This window comes from Mycobacterium sp. E3298 (assembly GCF_001666895.1).
Classification (GTDB): Bacteria; Actinomycetota; Actinomycetes; order Mycobacteriales; family Mycobacteriaceae; genus Mycobacterium.
This window is the reverse complement of record NZ_LZJB01000466.1, coordinates 1-3445: the sequence shown is the minus strand read 5'-3', so window position 1 is coordinate 3445 and position 3445 is coordinate 1. Positions and strand designations below refer to the sequence as shown.

Sequence of the window (3445 nt, the reverse complement as noted above, 5' to 3'; positions counted from 1 at the left end):
GTGATCGGCCCGTGCCGGACCGCGATCTTGCCGACCTCCAGCCGCGGGTCGCAGTGCAGGGCGAAGATCCGCGAGACCCCGGTGATGGCGCCGGCGGCGATGGCGTCGATCGCACCGCCGGGCATCAGCTCCTCGGCGGCCTGGAAGATCAACCGCACGCCGACCGGCAGCTCCGGCACCGACGCCAGGGTCAGCGCGGTGCCCAGCAGGATGGCGGTGTGGGCGTCGTGCCCGCAGGCGTGCGCGACATTGGGCATGGTCGAGGTGTACGGCGCGCCGGTCCGCTCGGCCATGGGCAGCGCGTCCATGTCGGCCCGCAGGGCGATCCTCGGTTCGTGCTCGGGGCCCAGGTCGCAGACCAGTCCGGTGCCACCCGGCAGCACCTTGGGGTTCAGCCCGGCGTCGGCCAGCCGCTCGGCGACGAACTGGGTGGTGGCGTACTCCTGGCGGCCCAGCTCGGGGTAGCGGTGGATGTGCCTGCGCCACTCGACGAGGTCGTCGTGGTGTGCGGCCAGCCAGGACGTGGCGGCGTCGGCCAGGCTCATGGGTGCGCCCGCCGTTCTCGCGCGGCCAGCACCCGGTCACGCTGGGCGGGTGTTTGGGCCAGCTGAACGACCGTGCGGGCCAACATGATTGCGCCCTCGACGACGGCGCGGTCGCCGCTGGGGCCGGCCGCGGCGGTGGCGAAGGCGCGCTGGTGCACCGTGGCGCCGCCTGCGTCGAGCCCGACGATCGGATGGATCCCCGGCAGCACGTGCGTCACGTTGCCCATGTCGGTGCTGCCCATGGGCAGCGCCGCTTCGACCTCGCGGGCCACCGGCTCGCGGCCGAGCCGGCACATCTCGTCGCGGAACACGTCGGCCAGCCATTCGTCGGGCCGGAGTTCGTCGTAGGCGGGCGCCGGGTTGTCGATCTCGTATTCGCAGCCGGTGGCCAGCGCGCCCGCGGCAAAGCACGCGTACATCCTGCCCTCCAGCTGTCTCAGGGAATCCGACTCGAACGCCCGCATCGCGTACTCCAGCGTCGCGCGCCCGGGGATGACGTTGACCGCCTGTCCGCCGTCGGTGACGATCCCGTGCACCAGTTGACCCGGGGCCAGTTGCTGCCGCAACAGCCCGACGGCCACCTGCGCGACGGTCACGGCGTCGGCGGCGTTGATCCCCAGATGCGGCGCGACGGCGGCATGGGATTCCTTGCCACGGTAGTGCACGGTCGCCTCCGACAGCGCCAGCGAGCGGGCCGCGGCGATGTCGGCGGGACCGGGATGCAGCATCACCGCCGCCGCGACGTCGTCGAACACCCCGGCGCGCAGCAGCAGCGCCTTGCCGCCGCCCATCTCCTCGGCGGGGGTGCCGATCAGCGCCACCCGCAGGCCCAGTTCGTCGGCGACCTCGGCCAGCGCCAGCGCGGTGCCCACGGCCGACGCGGCGATGATGTTGTGGCCGCAGGCGTGACCGATCTCGGGCAGTGCGTCGTATTCGGCGCAGACCCCGACGGTCAGTGGGCCGCTGCCGAAGTCGGCGCGGAAGGCGGTGTCCAGTCCACCGGCCGACGCGGTGATCGCGAAACCACGCTCGGCGACCAATGCCTGCGCCTTCGCGCAGCTGCGATGCTCGGCGAACGCCAGCTCGGGCTCGGCGTGGATGGCGTGGGACAGCTCAACCAGGTCGGAGCCACGTCGCCGCACGACTTCCTCGACCCTGTTTGACGGGTCGTCCAATGCGGTGGGCATCCTCGCAGTATCCCACCGCGACCTTAGGCCCCGGGCCTACACCAGCCCGGCGATGAATCCCGCCGCCTGCCCGGGGTACGGCGGCACCCCGTAATCGTGGTGCGCATCCCGGTCGCGGCCGCCGACCACGCACACCGGGTCACCGGGGCTGCAGATGTCGATGGCGCGGCCGGCGAACAGACCCGTCGTCGACAAGGGCGTGTTGAAGCGGTTTCCGGGGTTGCCGAACACCGCGACCGCCGCCACCTTGTTGGCCAGGCCGGGATCCAGCGCGGGGGCCGATCCGAAGTTGCCGATCCGCTCGCCCAGCGGCGGCACCCCGGCCAGCATCGACACCGCGGCGGCGCCCTGCGAGAAGCCGCCGAGCACCAGCCGCGTCCCGGGGCACTGGTCGACCATCTGCGCGATGTGGTCGCGCGCGTCGTTGGCGCCGTCGGCGGTCTGCAGGAAGTTGTAGCTGGCCGGGTAGTTCACCGGGTAGGCGTCGACGCTGCGCGAGCCGAGGGCGGGCCGCAGGGCGTCGAGCAGCGCATCTCCGGCCACCCCGAGGCCCGGCGGCTCGGCGGTGCCGCGGGCGAAGATGAGTTGGACATCGGGGCATCCGTCGGCCCGCGCCACCGGCGGCCGGCCGCTCGCAATCGAAAACAGTGACACCGCAACGGCGACGGCCAGGCCGACCACCTGCCACCTAGGAAGTTTCATGCGGCAGATTTTCACATATGCCGGCGCGGGCCGTCGCGGCGCTAAGCTCCCCGACTGTGAGCGACCCCGCTTCCGACCCCACCGAACTGGCGCGATTGGCGGCGGAGGTCATCGCGGAGCGCACCGGAGTCCCCGAGCACGACGTGGCCGTCGTACTCGGATCGGGATGGCGCCCGGCGGTCGCCGCCCTGGGCTCGCCGACCGCGGTGCTGCCCCAGGCCGACGTGCCCGGGTTCGCGCCGCCGACCGCGGTCGGGCACACCGGCGAACTGATGTCGACGCGCATCGGCGAGCGCCGGGTGCTGGTGCTCGTTGGCCGCGTGCACGCCTACGAGGGTCACGACCTGTGCCACGTGGTGCATCCGGTGCGGGCCGCCTGCGCGGCGGGGGCGCGCATCGTCGTGCTCACCAACGCCGCCGGCGGCCTGCGGCCGGACCTGACGGTCGGCCAGCCGGTGCTGATCAGCGACCACCTCAACCTGACCGCCCGCTCGCCGTTGGTCGGCCCGCAGTTCGTGGACCTGACCGACGCCTACGCGCCGCGGCTGCGGGACCTGGCCCGCCAGGGCGACCCCGGGCTGGCCGAGGGGGTCTACGCCGGCCTGCCGGGGCCGCACTACGAGACCCCCGCCGAGGTGCGCATGCTGCGGGCGCTGGGCGCCGACCTGGTCGGGATGTCCACCGTGCACGAGACCATCGCCGCGCGGGCCGCCGGCGCCGAGGTGCTGGGGGTGTCGCTGGTGACCAACCTGGCCGCCGGGATCAGCGGCGAGCCGCTGAGCCACGCCGAGGTGCTCGCCGCGGGCGCCGCGTCGGCGAGCCGGATGGGTGCGCTGCTGGCCGACGTCGTGGCCCGGTTTTAGATGGCGCCCGAGCGACCCTCGGCCTCCGGCGACGCCCGGCTCGCGGTCGCCGCGGCGGAGTGGATCGCACACGATCCCGACCCGGCGACGGCCGCCGAGCTGGCCGCGTGCGCGCCCGACGAGCTGGCGGCGCGTTTCGCGCGGCCGC

5 protein-coding genes are annotated in these 3445 nt (G+C 73.7%); 2 read left to right on the top strand and 3 right to left on the bottom strand.

Going from position 1 to position 3445, the window contains the following annotated elements:
• From A9X05_RS21565 to A9X05_RS21555, 3 genes are all read right to left on the bottom strand, one after another.
• On the bottom strand, positions 1 to 545 hold a 545-nt coding region (locus A9X05_RS21565), incomplete at its 3' end, for an amidohydrolase (protein WP_156736883.1).
• Positions 542 to 1732, bottom strand: a complete 1191-nt coding sequence (locus A9X05_RS21560; RefSeq protein ID WP_067752370.1) for a M20 family metallopeptidase — start codon at positions 1730 to 1732, stop codon at positions 542 to 544. The genes A9X05_RS21560 and A9X05_RS21565, both read right to left, overlap by 4 nt.
• Positions 1733 to 1768: 36 nt before the next feature.
• Positions 1769 to 2386, bottom strand: coding sequence for a cutinase family protein (locus tag A9X05_RS21555; RefSeq protein ID WP_231969173.1), 618 nt, complete (start codon positions 2384 to 2386; stop codon positions 1769 to 1771).
• A gap of 104 nt (positions 2387 to 2490) precedes the next feature.
• Between A9X05_RS21555 and A9X05_RS21550 the strand changes: the two genes are divergently transcribed.
• Both A9X05_RS21550 and A9X05_RS31775 read left to right on the top strand, forming a co-directional pair.
• Positions 2491 to 3297: a purine-nucleoside phosphorylase gene (locus tag A9X05_RS21550; RefSeq protein ID WP_067752363.1), complete on the top strand. Its 807-nt coding sequence runs from the start codon at positions 2491 to 2493 to the stop codon at positions 3295 to 3297.
• Positions 3298 to 3445: hypothetical protein (locus A9X05_RS31775; protein WP_197499160.1), on the top strand; the 148-nt coding region annotated here is incomplete at its 3' end.

Excerpts from the sequence above, each read along its gene's own strand:
- A9X05_RS21560 (WP_067752370.1), bottom strand. The coding sequence starts at position 1,732 with ATGCCCACCGCATTGGACGACCCGTCAAACAGGGTCGAGGAAGTCGTG.